The organism is Bdellovibrio sp. HM001 (genome assembly GCF_055397275.1).
This window is the reverse complement of the sequence record NZ_AP029174.1, coordinates 819,632-835,277: the sequence shown is the minus strand read 5'-3', so window position 1 is coordinate 835,277 and position 15,646 is coordinate 819,632. Positions and strand designations below refer to the sequence as shown.

Here is a 15,646-nt window from a genome sequence, read left to right as displayed (position 1 = left end):
TTTCGAACTAAAATTCAGTACGAAACCTATCATGTGGTTTCGTACTGAAAATGTCTCTGTTCCAACATTTCCAGATATTGTTCACGATCCACAAGCTTGCCACCCATGCTGGCCACAACTGGCGTGACCATCTGCACATCCATCCACTGATGTCCCATCTCTGAAAGCACTTCGACCAGCCGCCACAGAGCCAGCTTCGAGGCGTTGGGCTTTTTATAAAACATGCTTTCCCCACTGAAGACACCTTCCACCAGAACACCATAGATCCCACCGATTAGAATGTTGTTCTCGCGAACCTCGACTGACATGCAATAACCCGCTTTGAAAAACTCCAGGTACGCCCGCTTCATCTGCGCCGTGATCCAGGTTCCTTCCTGACCCGGACGCGGCTGCTTGGAGCATTCCTCCAACACCTGGTGAAAGTCCTTGTTCACTGTGAAAGTTATTTCAGAATGACGCCGACGAAAGCGTTTTAAACTTTCCGGCACGTGAAAGTCCTGAAAATCCAAAATACCCCGCTGCTCGGGGGAAAACCACAGCATGGGAAGCCCCGGCTGTGGCCACGGAAAGATGCCTTTGCTGTAAGCGGTGTAAAGGGTGCCGACATCGAGAACTCCCCCGATGGCGATAATCCCCTCTGCCAAAGTGTCGCGGGCATCTGGAAAATCAACCGAAGAACGAAACTTCCCCTGCATTATTTCTGAGCCTTGTAAGTAAGTCGATAAATCACCCCGGCCTTGTCGTCGGAAATCAGGAGGGAACCATCTGGCAAAACCTCAACGTCCACAGGACGCCCCCAGGCCGAGTCGCCCTGCAACCAGCCTTCAATAAAGCCTTCCGTTTTTTCAACCTGAGACCCATTGAGTTTTACAAAGGTCAGACGATACCCCTGCGGAGTCGAACGGTTCCAGGAGCCATGTTCTGCCAGAAGAATGCTGTTGTGGTATTCTGCCGGGAACATATTACCAGTGTAAAATCGCATTCCCAACGGGGCCACGTGGGCCCGCAACTCTACCACCGGAGACACATATTCGGAGCACTTTTTACCTTTGCCGAACTCGGGGTCCACGATGTTTTTGCCATGACAATGAGGGAAACCAAAGTTCTGCCCTTGCACCGTCAGCCGATTGACCTCACAAGGGGGACGATCATCCCCCATCCAGTCACGGCCGTTGTCTGTAAACCACAGTTCTTTGCTGACCGGATGAAAATCAAATCCCACCGTGTTGCGCACTCCCGAAGCGACCTCTTCCTTGGAGGTCCCGTTCACATCAATACGATAGATGCGTGCATAGTCCTTCCCAGGATCACAGATATTACAATTGGCACCAACAGGAACGTAGAGTTTGCCATCCGGTCCAAAACGAATAAACTTCCAACCATGATGCGTATCGGACGGAAACTTCTGTGGCAAAGTTCGCAAAGGTTTTAACGGCAGCTTGGCCTTCGGACTGCCGTCATACTCATGAATACTTGAAATTTCGGCGATATACACTTTGCCATCTTTAAACGCAACCCCGTTAGGGCTCTCTAATCCTTGCGCAAAGACCTGGGCTTTTCCGTCTTTAACGACATACACTTTATCGCCCGAGCGAGACCCCACAAACACACGGCCATCTGGCGCCTGCGTCAGGGACCTGGCCCCCGGAACCCGAGCCCAGACAGAAATGGCAAAGCCTGGTGGCAATTTTAATTTATCCAAAGGCAACGACGCTGCCTCCAGAGAAAGCGAACTAAAAAGCAATCCCAACAAAAGTAAAACCACCCTCACGCGCCCTCCCAAGTCCAATCTCAAGTTTCAAATTTCGAATCTCTATTTTTTCTATTCCCTATTTTCCATTTTCACCAAGCAGACATCACACTTACCACAAGGTGTTTCGTGCTCATGCCCGAAATAACTGTAGATGCGATTCATCCGGCATTCGCTGTCCTGATTCGCCCATTGCACCATTTGTAAAAGCTTGGTGTTCTGAGCACGCAAAATGGCCTCGCCATTTTCCGCCAGGAACTGTTCATCCGTCGGCGCTTGTATACAAGCATATGGGAACGGATCGTCGGATTTTTGCAGACAGCCCCAGCGCTCTAAAATACTGACCGCCGCTTCAGAACGGAAATCCCGGCGATTTCTAAAATTCATTTGTTCACGAAGGAAGTCAAATCCCCCCTGATCCACCTGCATTCTTTTGTCTTCTATCAATTGATAGATTTTTCGAATGAACTCAGGCTCGGGATGAGACCATTTCAAAAATTCCATCTGAATGCTGACATCGTCCTGATCGTACAACAAGTGACAGAAGGACTCCTGTCCGTCACGACCGGCACGCCCCACCTCTTGAAAATAGGATTCCAATGAGTTCGGAGTTTCCGCATGAATCAAAAGACGAACATTGCTTTTATCAATCCCCAGTCCGAAGGCAGGCGTCGCAATCATCAACGGAGCTTGTTCACTTTGGAAGGCTTTCTGATTGCGCTTGCGATCCTGAGGAGGCAAGTCGCCGTGATAAACCAGGTGCTTGATTCCCATACGACTTAATGAAGACGAGATTTTTTTTAACGTCTGAATCAGAGAGCAATAAATAATGGCGGCGCCATCAACCTGATGACGAAGGCCCACGATGGCCCGAATTTTTTCATCCAGTCCGTAGATATCATGCACATTCAAAGCCAGGTTGGGGCGTTCGATCCCGGCCGAAACAATCGGCGCCTCTTCGATGTTTAGCTTTTTAAGAATGTCCTTTTGGACCTCGGGGGTTGCTGTCGCCGTCAAAGCCAGGGTCGGAGGATTCCCCAGCATGGCCCGAAACTCCCCCACCCGCGAATAGTCCGGGCGGAAGTCATGGCCCCATTGAGAGATACAATGAGCCTCGTCCACGGCCAAAAGCTGGATTTTACGCTTTTCGATGGCGCGCAGGAACTCTGATTTACGAAAACGCTCGGGGGTCACATAGATCAGTTTATAAGAACCTTGGGCCAAGCGCTCCTGCCGCGACTCACGTTCCTCGCGGCTTAAGGTGGAGCTTAGAAATGTGGCAGAGATCCCCAACTCCTGGGCTTTCTGAGCCTGATCCTGCATCAGAGCGATCAGGGGCGAGATCACAACCACCAGCCCGTCTCGTGTCTTGGCTGGGAACTGAAAACAGAGGCTTTTTCCCATTCCCGTGGGCATCAAAGCCAGCAGGTTTTCATTTGCCCAAACTTTGCGCAGAATGGACTCCTGTTCGCCCCGAAAGGAAGTAAAAGGAAAGTTCGCTTTTAATAGGTGAAGAAGATCGGTCATAGTGCCGATCAGTTTACGCTACGAAGAAGGCGCTCGGAAGGCTTCCCATCCCAGATAGTTGCGGCGCGTCGTGAATCTGGGCTAGAATCTTTTTTTGCACTTAGTAGTATTTGATGATAATTCGATTGCTTTCATAAATTTTGCTAATGAAAACAGCGGTTAAAACCATATAAACGAAGGGTAAAGATATGTCCAAAAATTGGAATATTGATATGGTCAGAAACATCGGTATCTCGGCGCACATCGACTCCGGGAAAACGACCACTTCTGAGCGTATTTTGTTCTATGGAGGTAAGATCCACGCTATCCACGAAGTTCGTGGTAAAGATGGCGTCGGCGCGACAATGGACTCCATGGATCTAGAGAGAGAAAAAGGTATCACGATCGCTTCTGCTGCGACTCAAGTTCAGTGGAAAGACTATACCATCAACTTGATCGACACACCGGGGCACGTGGACTTCACAGTTGAAGTTGAGCGTTCTCTTCGCGTTCTTGACGGTGCGATCCTTTTGCTTTGCGGTGTTGCGGGCGTTCAGTCCCAGTCCATCACTGTTGACCGTCAGATGAAACGTTACAACGTACCTCGTTTGGCTTTCGTAAATAAATTGGACCGTCAAGGTGCCAACCCTTACCGTGTAACTGACGCTTTGATCGAAAAGCTTCGTTTGAATGCTGTTATGATCACTATTCCAATTGGTCTAGAAGACCAACACAGAGGTCACGTTGACCTTGTGGAAATGTGCTCTTACATCAACGAAGGTAAAGACGGTGAAAACGTTATCCGCGGTGAGATCCCACCAGACATGGTTGATCAAGCTAAGAAATACCGTCAGATCATGATCGGCAAACTTGCTGATATCGATCCTACCATCGAAGAGAAATTCTTGATGGAAGAAGAACCAACTCTTGAAGAGCTTCGCGCTGCTATCCGTAAAGGCACTATCGGCTTGAAACTTGTTCCGGTTCTTTGCGGTTCTGCGTTCAAAAACAAAGGTGTTCAACGTCTTATCGACGCTGTTACTTACTATCTTCCGTCCCCTGCTGAGAAAAAAGAGCAAGCTCTTGATCTTACTAAGAACGAAGAGAAGTTCGACCTTACACCAGACAACAACAAACCATTGGTTTCCTTGGCGTTCAAACTTCAAGAGACTCCATTTGGTCAGTTGACTTACATGCGTATTTACCAAGGTAAGATGTCCAAAGGTGACTTCGTTATCAATCAGTCAAACAAGAAATCTGTTAAGATTCCTCGTTTGGTGCGTATGCACTCTGATAAGATGGAAGATATCGACACAGCTTACGCTGGTGACATCGTTGCATTGTTCGGTATCGACTGTGCTTCCGGTGACACTTTCTGTGATGACAAGATCCAGGCGTCCATGCAATCCATGCACGTTCCTGAACCAGTTATCAGCTTGGCAGTTGCGCCGAAAGACAAAGCTGCAGCGAACAACTTCTCCAAAGCTCTTCAAAAATTCCGTAAGGAAGACCCTACTTTCCGCGTTCACCGTGACGAGGAATCCAACGAGACTATCATCTCTGGTATGGGTGAGCTTCACTTGGAGATCTATGTTGAGCGTATGAAGCGTGAATTCAACTGTGAAGTTATCGTGGGTGCACCTCAGGTTGCTTACCGTGAGACTATCTCCGTTGAAGCTCCGTTCGACTACACTCACAAAAAACAAACTGGTGGTTCCGGTCAATACGCGAAAATCGTTGGTAAGATCGTTCCACTTCCACCACAAGAAGACGGCTCTGTATTCAAATTTGAAAACAAAGTTGTCGGTGGTCGTATTCCTAAAGAATTCATCCCTGCGGTTGAAGAAGGCTTCAAAGAGCAAACTGTTAAAGGTCCTCTTATCGGCTTCCCAATTGTTGGTGTTGAAGTTGTTCTGGAAGACGGCGCGTACCACGATGTCGACTCCTCATACATGGCGTTTAAAATCGCTGGTATGGCGGCTCTTCGTGAAGTTTACACGAACGCAAAACCAACTGTTCTTGAGCCAATCATGAAGCTTGAGACAACAGTTCCAGACGAATACCAAGGTGCAGCTGTTGGTCAAATCAACCAACGCCGTGGTTCTATCGTGGGCACTACTGCCTTCGAAGGAAACGCAGTTATCGAAGCGGAAGTACCACTGACAGAAATGTTCGGTTACTCCACAGATCTTCGTTCTGCGACCAAAGGTAAAGGTGAGTTCTCTATGGAATTCGCGAAGTACGCTCCAGTACCTCGCAACATCCAGGAAGAACTTGCGAAGAAATACCAAGCGAAGCGCGCAGCTGAGCAGAAGTAATCCGCAAGGATTATCCCGCCTTCAGCGAAGGCGGATGGTATTTTCAAAGTTTTTTCCGCCTTTGCCCAGGCTTCGGCGGACAAGCAAACTTCAAAGCCCGGTGGAAACACCGGGCTTTTTTTATATCCAAAAAGACTCTGGACCTTGGTTCATCATCCCCCGACCTAAGCCTTCATCTGCCTTGCACGCCCTAAACAATCCCTACAAGCATGCCGAAAAGTCCTGCGTATTAATCCGAAGCAACTTCTTGAAGGGACAGCCAGCATGGATCGCGATCAGCTTATCGCCGAAATCAAAAAGCAACTGCAAGAGGAAATGAAGCAGTACACTCAAACCCTGAAGGACAAGGTCCCGGCCGAACACCGTGAACAGATGAAAGATCTTAAGGACACTTTAACTGTAAAGGTGAAAGACAATCCGTGGGTGTCCGTCGGCATCGCTGCCTTAGCGGGCTTTGTGATTGCTCGCATGCTTTACAAAAGAAAGGACGACTAAATGAACTTTCTTTTGCCGATTCTTTCATTCTTTATTGGTAACGCCAGAAGCCTTTTTAAAGAGCCTGGAACCGCAATCACTCAACAACTTGTTTTGCATCTGCGGGCCATCACGTTTGTTCTGGTCTCCACCATAGGATCGCTGGCTCTGAGCTGCGTGGGGCTGTCACTGTTCATCGCAAGCATCGCCGGTCAATTGGATAAAGGCGAAGAGTTTCAAATCTCCGGAGGGATGATTGTCTATCTTTGTATGACTGTGGTCTCTGCCGGTGTGCTGGCCTACAGCTTAAACCGCAAGACCTGGTTAAAAGCACTGGGTTTTGAAGAACGTCCCGCCCCACCCAAGCAAAGTGGTGCCCTGGAAAATGCCGTGGCCCTGCTAGTGATGGACTACATTGAAGAACGCCAGAACAAAAGAAACGAAAAACAAGAACAGCAAGCGGGTTAAGGACCCGCTTCTTTTTTACTGTGTTCAGAAATGAAAAAGGGCTGGCGATACCAGCCCTTTTCAATGCGAACTCTTACAGATAAGCTTTTACATCGGCCAGCGATTACAGAACTCCTGGCTTTCAGAAGAGATCACTTTGCCTGTAGCTTTAGCCACAACAAGCACAGAGATGGTCGTGCAAGTTTCATCATAGCTGATATCTTCTTGAGTGTGGGTTGTGTAAACTAGAACATCACCACGATCTTCTACTTTTGTAGAGGATGTCACAGGATATGTTTTGGAGTTTGGCACAGAGAAGATCTCACCGATCATTCCGCCTCCGCCGCCATCGCCACCACCATAGCCGCCTCCATCGAAGCCGCCACTGCCGTAGCCACCGCCATCAAAGGAACCACCACCACGGTCATTGCCTTCGTAAGTTTCTTCGCGAGGATCTTTTTCCTCACCACGCTCTTCACCGTCTTTAGGAGCTGGCTCACTTTTACCTTTTCCTTTTTTTGCAGAAACAACGTTCTGATCACCAGAAGTGATATTGGCGAAAGTAGGGGCCGCAAAGGCTACGGAAAGCAGGGCTGCCAACAAGATAGTTTTCATTCTTAGACTCCTTTTGTCTTCAAAACGAGTCTTTAGCACAAGGTGGTCCCGAGAGCCATTCCACGACACCACCCTTGCCATATTTTCATGCTTGTCCAGTTTCTGGACAGCTTAAAGACGCTTATTTTTTAACTGACACTGGCGCCACTTCGTCCAGGAAAGTTAACAAAGCCTGCCAGGACCTGCGAGCCGCAGCTTCATTGTAGGCAGCACCTTTGCTCGGATCATTGCCAGCCTCTTTCTGAGTAAAGGCATGAACGGCGCCCGAGTAAGCAATAAACTGATAGTCCACTTTGGCATCGTTCATCTCTTTCATGAATCCCTCCACCTCGGTGGTGGGGACATAGGGATCAATGGCTCCATGAAGAACCAAAACCTTGCCTTTGATATTCTTTGCCTCTTCAGGTTTTCCCGAAGCCAATCCCCCATGCACACTCACCGCCCCCACAACAGGAAGACCCGAGCGAGCGGCTTCCAAAGCCCCGGTCCCGCCGAAGCAATAGCCCATGATCACAATGTGCTTGGCATCGACGTTTTTGTTTTTCTTCAAGAACTCAAACGCGGCCTTTTCACGCTCCCGGAAAAGCTTGGTGTTCCCCTTGTATTCACCCGCCAGTTTTCCGGCCTCTGTCTGATTTCCGGGACGCTTGCCCTTGCCATAGATATCAGCCGCTAAAACGACATATCCTTTTTCTGCCAACATGCGCGCACTGTTTTTTTCATGATCCGTAAGCCCCATCCACTGATGCACGATAATGACGGCCGGACGTGGACCCTTGATCGCTTCGTCATAGGCCAAAAACCCTTCCAGGATGGTTTTGCCGTCTTTGTATTCCACAGTTTCGGCCTTCACCTCAGCTCTTGCAAACGCGCCGGACAAAATGACTGCGCCCATCACCATTAAATTTCGTAGATTCATCTGAACTCCCTCTTACTTTACCAAAGTCTATGAAGGGGTCTTAGAAAGGTCAAAAACACCCATTTAAGGAGTGCTGAGTCACAAAAAGCTCAATTAAATCAAATATAACAGGACTTCTTGCAAGTTGCGTTATAGACAGGGGCCTTCCCCATCGTGGTACACTAGGACCTCATATGGAATATCACAGGCCTAGGCCCGTCACATTTAACTTCTCTGAATTAAGCATCACTCTATGACAATTATTATTGTTCTGTTCATCAGTACCATCGGTATCTCGTTTTTGTGTTCAATGCTGGAAGCTGTTCTTCTGACCTCGACCTCTGCGTACATCGGGGTGCTGGTCAAAGAGAATAAAAGAAGCGGAAAGCTTCTTGAACACCTGAAAGAAAACATCGACCGCCCCATCTCTGCCATCCTGACCCTGAACACCCTGTCCCACACCTTGGGTTCCGCTGCCATCGCCTACCAGATTCAGATTCAATACGGACAAGAAGCCGTCACGGTGGCCTCTTTTGCCCTGACTTTCATGATCCTGATTCTGTCTGAGATCATTCCCAAGTCTGTCGGCGCCGCCCACTGGAAAGCCCTGGTTCCCTTTGCCGCCTACACCATCCAGTTCATGATCCTGATATTGTATCCATTGGTGATCATGTCGGAATGGCTGGGACGTTTCTTTGCAAAGACCTCTGAAGACCCGGAAGTGACCCGTGAAGAGATCCTGATGACCGCCGAAATCGGCGTGGAAGAAGGAACTTTAAAAGGCAAAGAATCCAACATCATCAAGAACCTGCTGATGCTGGATAAGATCTATGTGTCTGATATCATGACCCCAAGATCCGTGTTCTTTGCTTTGGACAAGGATCAAACCGTGGAAGAGGTGTTTAACAAATACCGTCCGCTGCGTTTCTCACGCATTCCGGTTTACGATGGCAGCCTGGATAACATCATCGGCATGACCTATCGCTACAAGATCCACGAAGCCCTGTCGAATGATCAGCACGACAAAGTGATCGGTGATATCGTAACCCCGATCTCCAGCATCCCGGAACGCATGACCGTGTCCCAGGTTTTGGACTTCTTCATCAAAGAAAAAGAACACGTGGCTTTGGCCGTGGATGAATATGGCATCGTCGCCGGCCTGGTCAGTCTGGAAGACGCGGTTGAAACTCTGTTGGGTGTTGAAATCGTCGACGAACTGGACAGCGTGGAAGACATGCGCAAGTTCGCTTTGGAACAATGGCAACTGCGCAAACAAAAACTGCGCCGGAGCTAGGCTGTGATCCTGTTCTATATCCCCTGCCCTGACAAAACGTGCGCCGAAAAGATCGCCAGAACTCTTTTGGAAGAAAAACTGATCGGCTGCGCCAACATCATTCCGGGAATGGAATCGATGTACTGGTGGGAAGGAAAAATAGAGACAAGCTCTGAGCATATCTTGATCCTGAAAGTCTTGAAAACCTCTGACGCACAGGACTTAGTCACAAAAAGAGTCAAAGAGCTTCATCCCTACGATGTCCCTTGCATCATGACTCTCCCCGTCCTTGGAATTAATCCCGAATACAAGAAGTGGCTTGAAGAAACCTAGGTACAGACTTACTTTTGGGAGTGCGGGCGCAATAGAGACTTTTCGCGCCGGCACCAACCCTTAGCAAAAGGCTTATCTCGATGACTCGACAAGAACTTGCCAAGAAGATCTATGACATTGCCCATCTGACGGGAGAATTTAAATTGCGCTCCGGACAAATCTCCAACGAATACTTCGACAAGTATCGTTTTGAGGCACAACCCACTTTGCTTCGCGAGATCGCAAAACAGATGGCCCCTCTGATTCCCGCCGGCACCGAAGTTCTGGCCGGACTTGAAATGGGCGGCATCCCGATCGCCACGGCCCTGTCCTTGGAAACTGGCATCCCTTGTGTTTTCGTTCGTAAAGAAGCCAAAGAATACGGCACCTGTAAGTTCGCAGAGGGGCTTGAGATCTCTGGTAAAAACGTCTGCGTGATCGAAGACGTTGTGACCACCGGCGGCCAGGTGGTTCTATCCACGGCGGATTTGCGCTCGATCGGCGCGAAGGTTTCCACAGTTCTGTGCGTGATCCACCGGGGTCCGTCATTCCCTGAGCCGAAGCTGACTGAGATAGGGCTAGACCTTCGTCCACTCTTCAAGAAATCCGATTTTTAGCCGATACAGAGAACTGGTTTATCTTATCAGGAGAAGACAAGATGAAACAGTTCTCTAAGGCACTTTTAGGCACAGCTATTGTTTTCGCCACATCGACAGCCGTTGCGGGGTATGACGACTTTGATTGTCGTTCTAATGGCACTATGGAGATGACCGGGTTGAAGTGCGTTTCTTGCGGAATTCAAAAGTACTATCAAGATCAAGGCCAGGAAGTTGAAGTGTCTGACAAGTGGCTGGCTCTTATGGGGCTTCTGGTACAAAAAAGATTTGATGGCGATACGGTCAGGTCACCACAAAATCGTGAAGTCTTTCAAACTGCTGTCATCAAGCTCGTGCAAGCCTATGGTGCTTGCTCAGAGTATCTTGGAAAAGACACTGTAAAAAATGGTCGCAGCAGGCAATATCACGACATGAGTGTGGAAGAATGGAATGTCATTAAAAAATATCTAACGGGCACCTCTCCCGTTTCAGACAAGGAACTCAATAAAATCGCAAGTATGTTTGGCTTTGATTCATTTTTCTGGCGCCAGCAGGATAACAAAGACAGTTTGGATTACCTGTTCGATGGAGCCTTCGATGGACAAACCACGCTGGAATATAAACGCGACATCTTCAAGGAAAAGTTAAACCAAGCAACTATTCCTGATTACAATGTTTCTGGAGAAAAAATTGAGCGCCCCAAAGACTACATCAAAAAAGGCGAAAAGGACCAGGGACTGCGCAAATGTCTTGCAGACATAAAAGAGCGCTACTTTAGAAAGCAAATGGGCGACAAAGCATCTCATAAGTTCTGCGCAACTATCGCAGATGCCTGCGACATTCCAAGAAAAAACCTTGCTTCCACTACAGAAGACTTCTGTCTTCGCCAAGGCATGGCACTTCGCCCTGTCTCACAATCTCAGCCAAAACCATTTGGCAATGGTGGCGGGTCAAATGGCGGTAAAGGCCCAACACCTCCGGGACTTAGTCGTCCAGCTGGCGGCACAAGATAAAAAAAAGGGGCTTTCAAAGCCCCTTTTGCATTTCTAAACTCCGCACTTCTTGTCGATAGCGTTTTGAATGATTTGCAGTTTCTTGGATGGGTTGGAAACATTCCACTGCCATTTGAAATCACGACAGTCCTGCCACCATGGGAACACCATTTCACCGAATCTTTCGTGACCGTCATCACGCAGCAAGCGCTTGTAAACGATTCCTTCAATAGGCAAATAGGCTTTCTTGGACAGAAGACCTCTGGAAATCAGATCTATTGTCACTTCCACACTGGTTACAAAACCAATCTGACCTTCCATCGTTGGATATTTCGAGCGATCCATTCGGGAATACGCTTCGCGGATGTAGCTCACCGCCGGAATCTGCGGGAACTCTTTCACCATTTGATCATAGACAATGGCATCAAACTGCCCGTTATCACCAAAGTAAATCACCAGCTCCGGCTTCTTCGTGGCCAAGAGTTTGCGAATGACTTTTTGCTTTAATTCTGGGTCTTGTTTCACGCCTGAGTTCATGTGTAATTGAGTGATCGGGAAACCATTTTCTTCCAGGAAGTCCGAGTGCTGATCATTCATCAGAACCTTGGGCGCCAGACTGACATAGTGGAATTCGATATCCTCGTGCTGATAGTTTAACAACTGGAAGATTTCCGGCATTCCCACAAACAGACTGTCGTCGTCCAAAAACGAAGTCGCTGCCCCTTTTTTGGAAAGGACATGGGACACCTTCAGGGTGTCATCGATATCGGAAACCACTAAAACCTTGGCTTCGGCAAAGACAGAAACCAACATTCCCGCCAAGAGTACTGCAAGCTTTTTCATCCGGTGCTCCTATCTGGAATCAATTTAAAGGCCCCCGGCGGAAGTGACAAAGTTCTAGACAGCCAGAGCCGTCCAGCGTCTTTCGATGCCACCACCTGCGGTTAAACCTGTTATCAATCTACATATCCCCGAGAAAGCAAGAAGAGCGCCAAAAGAAAAGGCGCTGAGGGTTCCCCATCAGCGCCTTATTAGATTTCATTTCAGATCAATTTTTTATTTCTCACCCACTACATAGGCAATCCAGCTTTCACAAGCCTCGCCGTGATCCACCCGAGTGAAGTTGCCATCCCCGGAGCCATCTGCCGCCGTGCCTTCCCAGAACACATGCACCTTGCGGAAACCCACTTCCTGCATCAGGTCCTTGATCTCCGGGATCGTCCACAAGCGCCAGTCATAGGTGAACACCTGCTCAAGCTTCTTCCCACCCACTTTGAAGTGGATATGGAAAAGGGCTTCATTGGTCACAGGATCAAAGTTCGTCTGATCCCAATAGTAGGTGAACCCTTCATGCTTGATCGTGTCTTCGATGGCGTCGTGGCACTGGCTGCCACCAAAAATGTCCACCAGGAACATGCCGTCTTTATTCAGTGTCTTGAAAACGTTGGTAAAGTACTTCTTCATCAACTCCCGCTGTTTAAAACAGAAGTATGAAAAATTCATCGCCGCTACGATATCCGCCTTCGGCAGGTTCGGATCCAGAACATTGCCTTCGATCAAACGCATTCGGCGCTGCTGTTCGGGCTTGAGCTTGGTCAGATAGTTGTTTTTTCCGTAAGCCATTGGCTCCGGATCAAGATCAATCCCAATCGCTTCATGACGTGGATTAAGCTTAATCCATTCAGTCGACAACGCAAAGGTCCCGCAGAAGTCCTCACGGAATAGACGAGGGGCTTTCCCCTTCAGTTCCCGGTATGTATTCTGGATGAACTGCACGTCATTTTCCGCCGACTGCACGGCCTTGCGATACAGCTCGTATTTATCAAACTGCATCTTGGAGGTTTTCTTGGCAACCCGGCGACGAACCTTCTTGCGATGGGAAAGATCTTTTTTACTCATTAAGGCACTTCCGCAACGACTTCACGAATTGCAGTTTCAATATCCTGCAACTGTGGCACAGAGTTCTTTTCAAGATTCGGATGCAAACCAATACCCGGCAGGTTTTTACCCGCCAGCACTCGTGGACGCGCCATCAGATGATAGAAGCACTCTTGAGTCGCACGATAAGCCAAGTGCTCTCCGAAGTTGGTCACTTCAGTGTCCTCGTTCACGAACAACACGCGACCGGTTTTTTCGATGGATTCTTTGATCATCGGCCAGTCATACGGATAGATCGAGCGAAGATCGATCACCTCAACTGAGATACCTTCTTGCGCCAGCTTTACCGCCACCTCGTCACACAAGTGCACCATGCGGCTGTAAGTGACAACCGTGATGTGTTCACCCGCGTGAGTGATCTTACCTTTGCCGATTGGAACCATGTATTTTTCAAGTTCCGGCCAGCGAGGCTTCCAGCCTTCAGAATTCTGAACTGGTTTGTCGATCATGGCTTTGAGCTCTTTTTCATCCGCAGGTTCACCTGGGATCAGCTCATCGCCCTTATGGCGCATCAACGCCTTGGATTTCAAATAAAGAACCGGATTTGGATCTTCGATAGCAGAAAGCATCAAACCGTAGGCATCCAACGGGTTGGACGGCATTACGATCTTCCAGCCTTGCAGACGGGAAGCCCATGCATCGAAGGAATGAGAGTGGTAAACGGAACCAAAGATCCCCGCGCCCACCGGAGTCATCACCACCATTGGCAGTTGAATCTGACCATTCGTGCACCACAAAGTGTTGCCGGCGATTTTCAAAAGATCGATGGTGTTGAAGATATAATCCGCGAACTGGATTTCAGCCACGCAGCGGTCGCCAGCCATCGCGATACCCATCGCCATGCTGATGATCCCACGTTCATCCAGTGTGGAGTTCCACGCAGTTTCCAAACCTTGAGTCGCCGTGAACACACCGCCCAATGGAGCGCCCACGTCTTGACCGAAGATGTCTTTAACTCCCATGTTGGCTTCACCATAGTGAAGGGCCATTCTGATGGCCTGAGCAATACTTGCCATTAGAATTTTCTCCAATCTGCATTTTCGTTGTTAACAAAGACATGATCCCAAACAGACTCCGGAGTCGGTACCGGTTCCTGACGGGCTTGTTCCTGGGCGCTGACGCCTTCGGCTTCATAATTTTCCCAGATCTTCTTCGCCGTCTTTGGATCAAGAATACCAGCGTCGATCAGGTTTTTCTCGAAAGTCAGAACCGGATCAAACAAGTGTGGCTTTTTATTGGCACCGTCAGCAGAAGAGTGACCGTACAAACGAGTCACCTTCGCTTCAATGAAGGATGGTTTGCCGGTTTTACGGATGTATTCCATCTCTTCTTTCAGAGCCAGATAAGTTTCAATCGGGTCATTGCCATTGATCACGCGGGAACGAATGTTGAACGCAGCAGCGCGGTCGGCGATGTTCGTTTCACCGTGCTGACCTTCGTACGGAGTCGAAATGCCGTAACCGTTGTTCTGCACGGTGATCAACATCGGAAGCTCCTGCCCTTTGCGGGACGCAAGAATCAAACAGGACGCGAAGTCACCTTCGGCAGTCCCAGCGTCACCGCCAGTCACGATGGAAATAGCACCCTTACCCACACGCTTTTGCACGTGAGCCGTACCGCAAGCGATCGGATATTGAACCTCCAACGGAGAAGTCACCGGAGCCACATTCCACTTCGGGAAACAGTAGTGACTGGAGAAGTTACGACCACCTGTGGATGGATCCGTCGCACGATTCATCATCAAACGAATGGAGTCGATCATGTCCATGCCCAATGCGACCATCGTTGGCGTACAACGATAGTGCAAGTGGAACCAGTCGTTCTCGGGACCAGAGCCTTTGCGCGCGAGCATTCCGAGTGGAACACCCCAAGCTTCCTCACCAGGACCACCGATCCAGAAGTAAGCCTCACCAGCTTTGTAGATTTTGATTAAACGCTCTTCCAGAACGCGCGACTTGACCATCAGGTCATGCATACGCAAAAGAATTTCTTCAGACAATCCACCAAAGCTCTGCTTCTTTTTCGCAGGAGCAGCATTCTTAGAAGCTTTCACAGTGGACTTCGCAGCAGGTTTCGCAGCTTTCTTGGTTGTCTTACCAACAACTGCCTTACCCCCTGTTTTCACAGTGGTCTTTTTAGACATCTCTAGGGCCTCCATTAATCGCGTCTATCTAAGCGAAAACACAACCCTTTGTCACGCCCAATCAACCCTCAAAAACCACCCCCGCCCCAAAGCCAATAAACAAGCCCCACCCCCTATAAAACCCATAAAAAATGCCCAAAAAATAAGCTAACTCACGTCCCCCAACCACCACCGCCCCCTCTGCCTCCCCCAAAGGCGGCGGCAAGGCCCGAAGGGCCGCCCAGCTAGTCCCCCGAAACCGGGAAAGAGCGAGTGGTCAAAAGGGTCCATATCCAAGGCGGAGGGGCGCCCTCGCAGCGCAGGCGTGCTCCCTGCACGTCGGAGCGAGAAGGCGCCCCGACAACGCAGGAGATGGGCCCTTTTCACCACTCGCGGATAAAAAAA

At 49.1% G+C, this 15,646-nt stretch carries 16 protein-coding genes; 7 read left to right on the top strand and 9 right to left on the bottom strand.

The features are described from left to right. Positions 1-29: 29 nt before the first annotated feature. The 3 genes from aat to ACZ5ZZ_RS04105 are packed head-to-tail and all read right to left on the bottom strand — an operon-like array spanning position 30 to position 3,277. On the bottom strand, positions 30-695 hold the full coding sequence (aat, locus tag ACZ5ZZ_RS04115; protein ID WP_464118022.1) for a leucyl/phenylalanyl-tRNA--protein transferase: 666 nt from the start codon (positions 693-695) through the stop codon (positions 30-32). Next, complete coding sequence (locus ACZ5ZZ_RS04110; protein WP_464141373.1) at positions 695-1,771, bottom strand: PQQ-dependent sugar dehydrogenase; 1,077 nt, start codon at positions 1,769-1,771, stop codon at positions 695-697. The genes aat and ACZ5ZZ_RS04110 overlap by 1 nt, the downstream gene beginning before the upstream one ends. Before the next feature lie 51 nt (positions 1,772-1,822). Beyond that, on the bottom strand, positions 1,823-3,277 hold the full coding sequence (locus ACZ5ZZ_RS04105; RefSeq protein ID WP_464141371.1) for a RecQ family ATP-dependent DNA helicase: 1,455 nt from the start codon (positions 3,275-3,277) through the stop codon (positions 1,823-1,825). A 188-nt stretch (positions 3,278-3,465) separates the two neighbouring features. On the opposite strand from ACZ5ZZ_RS04105, the gene fusA reads away from it, so the two are divergent. From fusA to ACZ5ZZ_RS04090, 3 genes are all read left to right on the top strand, one after another. Continuing rightward, on the top strand, positions 3,466-5,574 hold the full coding sequence (fusA, locus tag ACZ5ZZ_RS04100) for an elongation factor G (RefSeq protein ID WP_464118025.1): 2,109 nt from the start codon (positions 3,466-3,468) through the stop codon (positions 5,572-5,574). Positions 5,575-5,838: 264 nt separating this feature from the next. Further along, positions 5,839-6,069 carry a hypothetical protein gene (locus ACZ5ZZ_RS04095; RefSeq protein ID WP_464118026.1) on the top strand — a complete coding sequence of 77 codons (231 nt, stop codon included), beginning with the start codon at positions 5,839-5,841 and terminating at the stop codon, positions 6,067-6,069. Next, entirely contained in the window at positions 6,070-6,516 is a 447-nt protein-coding gene (locus tag ACZ5ZZ_RS04090) for a hypothetical protein (RefSeq protein ID WP_464141369.1), read from the top strand. 87 nt (positions 6,517-6,603) lie between these two features. Here the strand turns inward: ACZ5ZZ_RS04090 and ACZ5ZZ_RS04085 are convergent, their stop codons facing one another. Beyond that, on the bottom strand, positions 6,604-7,110 hold the full coding sequence (locus tag ACZ5ZZ_RS04085; protein ID WP_464133646.1) for a hypothetical protein: 507 nt from the start codon (positions 7,108-7,110) through the stop codon (positions 6,604-6,606). Positions 7,111-7,231: 121 nt separating this feature from the next. Then, a complete protein-coding gene (locus tag ACZ5ZZ_RS04080; RefSeq protein ID WP_464141367.1) occupies positions 7,232-8,029 on the bottom strand; it encodes a dienelactone hydrolase family protein in 798 nt (265 codons plus the stop codon). Positions 8,030-8,261: 232 nt separating this feature from the next. On the opposite strand from ACZ5ZZ_RS04080, the gene ACZ5ZZ_RS04075 reads away from it, so the two are divergent. From ACZ5ZZ_RS04075 to ACZ5ZZ_RS04060, 4 genes are all read left to right on the top strand, one after another. Continuing rightward, positions 8,262-9,302: a CNNM domain-containing protein gene (locus ACZ5ZZ_RS04075; protein WP_464118030.1), complete on the top strand. Its 1,041-nt coding sequence runs from the start codon at positions 8,262-8,264 to the stop codon at positions 9,300-9,302. Between the two features lie 3 nt (positions 9,303-9,305). Next, on the top strand, positions 9,306-9,614 hold the full coding sequence (gene cutA / locus ACZ5ZZ_RS04070) for a divalent-cation tolerance protein CutA (RefSeq protein ID WP_464118031.1): 309 nt from the start codon (positions 9,306-9,308) through the stop codon (positions 9,612-9,614). A gap of 80 nt (positions 9,615-9,694) precedes the next feature. Then, a complete protein-coding gene (pyrE, locus tag ACZ5ZZ_RS04065; RefSeq protein ID WP_464133641.1) occupies positions 9,695-10,210 on the top strand; it encodes an orotate phosphoribosyltransferase in 516 nt (171 codons plus the stop codon). A gap of 218 nt (positions 10,211-10,428) precedes the next feature. Then, positions 10,429-11,202 carry a hypothetical protein gene (locus ACZ5ZZ_RS04060; protein WP_464141366.1) on the top strand — a complete coding sequence of 258 codons (774 nt, stop codon included), beginning with the start codon at positions 10,429-10,431 and terminating at the stop codon, positions 11,200-11,202. Positions 11,203-11,235: 33 nt separating this feature from the next. Here the strand turns inward: ACZ5ZZ_RS04060 and ACZ5ZZ_RS04055 are convergent, their stop codons facing one another. The 4 genes from ACZ5ZZ_RS04055 to ACZ5ZZ_RS04040 form a co-directional block, all read right to left on the bottom strand. Continuing rightward, entirely contained in the window at positions 11,236-12,024 is a 789-nt protein-coding gene (locus tag ACZ5ZZ_RS04055; protein ID WP_464133637.1) for a phosphatase domain-containing protein, read from the bottom strand. Positions 12,025-12,237: 213 nt separating this feature from the next. Beyond that, positions 12,238-13,080 carry a class I SAM-dependent methyltransferase gene (locus ACZ5ZZ_RS04050; RefSeq protein ID WP_464141364.1) on the bottom strand — a complete coding sequence of 281 codons (843 nt, stop codon included), beginning with the start codon at positions 13,078-13,080 and terminating at the stop codon, positions 12,238-12,240. Then, positions 13,080-14,135, bottom strand: a complete 1,056-nt coding sequence (locus tag ACZ5ZZ_RS04045) for an alpha-ketoacid dehydrogenase subunit beta (RefSeq protein ID WP_464118037.1) — start codon at positions 14,133-14,135, stop codon at positions 13,080-13,082. The genes ACZ5ZZ_RS04050 and ACZ5ZZ_RS04045 overlap by 1 nt, the downstream gene beginning before the upstream one ends. Next, positions 14,135-15,262, bottom strand: coding sequence for a thiamine pyrophosphate-dependent dehydrogenase E1 component subunit alpha (locus tag ACZ5ZZ_RS04040; RefSeq protein WP_464141361.1), 1,128 nt, complete (start codon positions 15,260-15,262; stop codon positions 14,135-14,137). Before ACZ5ZZ_RS04040 ends, ACZ5ZZ_RS04045 begins: the two co-directional genes overlap by 1 nt. Positions 15,263-15,646 lie beyond the last annotated feature (384 nt).

Bases quoted from the DNA above. Each gene is read 5' to 3' on its own strand.
- aat (WP_464118022.1), bottom strand. From the start codon at position 695: ATGCAGGGGAAGTTTCGTTCTTCGGTTGATTTTCCAGATGCCCGCGAC.
- ACZ5ZZ_RS04105 (WP_464141371.1), bottom strand. From the start codon at position 3,277: ATGACCGATCTTCTTCACCTATTAAAAGCGAACTTTCCTTTTACTTCC.
- fusA (WP_464118025.1), top strand. From the start codon at position 3,466: ATGTCCAAAAATTGGAATATTGATATGGTCAGAAACATCGGTATCTCG.
- ACZ5ZZ_RS04095 (WP_464118026.1), top strand. From the start codon at position 5,839: ATGGATCGCGATCAGCTTATCGCCGAAATCAAAAAGCAACTGCAAGAG.
- ACZ5ZZ_RS04090 (WP_464141369.1), top strand. From the start codon at position 6,070: ATGAACTTTCTTTTGCCGATTCTTTCATTCTTTATTGGTAACGCCAGA.
- ACZ5ZZ_RS04085 (WP_464133646.1), bottom strand. From the start codon at position 7,110: ATGAAAACTATCTTGTTGGCAGCCCTGCTTTCCGTAGCCTTTGCGGCC.
- ACZ5ZZ_RS04080 (WP_464141367.1), bottom strand. From the start codon at position 8,029: ATGAATCTACGAAATTTAATGGTGATGGGCGCAGTCATTTTGTCCGGC.
- ACZ5ZZ_RS04075 (WP_464118030.1), top strand. From the start codon at position 8,262: ATGACAATTATTATTGTTCTGTTCATCAGTACCATCGGTATCTCGTTT.
- pyrE (WP_464133641.1), top strand. From the start codon at position 9,695: ATGACTCGACAAGAACTTGCCAAGAAGATCTATGACATTGCCCATCTG.
- ACZ5ZZ_RS04055 (WP_464133637.1), bottom strand. From the start codon at position 12,024: ATGAAAAAGCTTGCAGTACTCTTGGCGGGAATGTTGGTTTCTGTCTTT.
- ACZ5ZZ_RS04050 (WP_464141364.1), bottom strand. From the start codon at position 13,080: ATGAGTAAAAAAGATCTTTCCCATCGCAAGAAGGTTCGTCGCCGGGTT.
- ACZ5ZZ_RS04045 (WP_464118037.1), bottom strand. From the start codon at position 14,135: ATGGCAAGTATTGCTCAGGCCATCAGAATGGCCCTTCACTATGGTGAA.
- ACZ5ZZ_RS04040 (WP_464141361.1), bottom strand. From the start codon at position 15,262: ATGTCTAAAAAGACCACTGTGAAAACAGGGGGTAAGGCAGTTGTTGGT.